This is a genomic window from Peptoniphilus sp. HMSC075B08 (assembly GCF_001815405.1).
Classification (GTDB): Bacteria; Bacillota; Clostridia; order Tissierellales; family Peptoniphilaceae; genus Peptoniphilus_A; species Peptoniphilus_A harei.
Genome location: NZ_KV820425.1, coordinates 434 through 1,116, shown reverse-complemented (window position 1 = coordinate 1,116; position 683 = coordinate 434). Strand labels below are relative to the sequence as shown.

The 683-nt window shown below is 32.8% G+C and carries 1 protein-coding gene; it reads left to right on the top strand.

All coding sequences use genetic code 11. The features are described 5' to 3' along the window. Positions 1-683: recombinase family protein (locus HMPREF3023_RS09570; RefSeq protein WP_246829153.1), on the top strand; the 683-nt coding region annotated here is incomplete at both ends.

Genomic DNA, 683 nt, shown 5'->3' with positions numbered 1-683 from the left:
AATAGAAATGCACTACATTTAGATTTAAAACGTGTTGCAGCATATTGTAGAGTAAGTACAGACAGTAAAGACCAACTTGAATCATATAAATCGCAAGTTGATTATTATACGAATCTAATAAAAAGTAATAAGAACTGGACTTTGGCTGGTATATACGCAGATGAAGCAACCACAGGAACAACTGCAACTAAAAGAGCTGATTTTATGAGACTAATAAGTGATTGTCAAAATGGAGATATAGACATGATAATTACTAAATCTATATCAAGATTTGCCAGAAACACATTAGATACTTTGAAATATGTAAGGCTACTAAAGGAAAATAATGTTGGTGTAGTATTTGAAGAAGAAAACATAGATACTTTAACAATGGATGGAGAGTTATTGTTAACAATATTAAGTTCAGTAGCTCAACAAGAAGTAGAAAATACCTCAGCCCATGTAAAAAAAGGACTGAAAATGAAAATGGAAAAAGGGGAGCTTATTGGTTTTCAAGGTTGTCTTGGATACGATTATGACCCTACAACAAAAACTATCTCTATAAATGAAGAAGAAGCTAAGATTGTTAGATACATCTTTAAAAGATATTTAGAGGGCAATGGTGGCTCAGTCATTGGTAGGGAACTAGAAGAGCAAGGATATCTCACCCCTAGAGGTAAAACAAAATGGTCTGATACTACAGT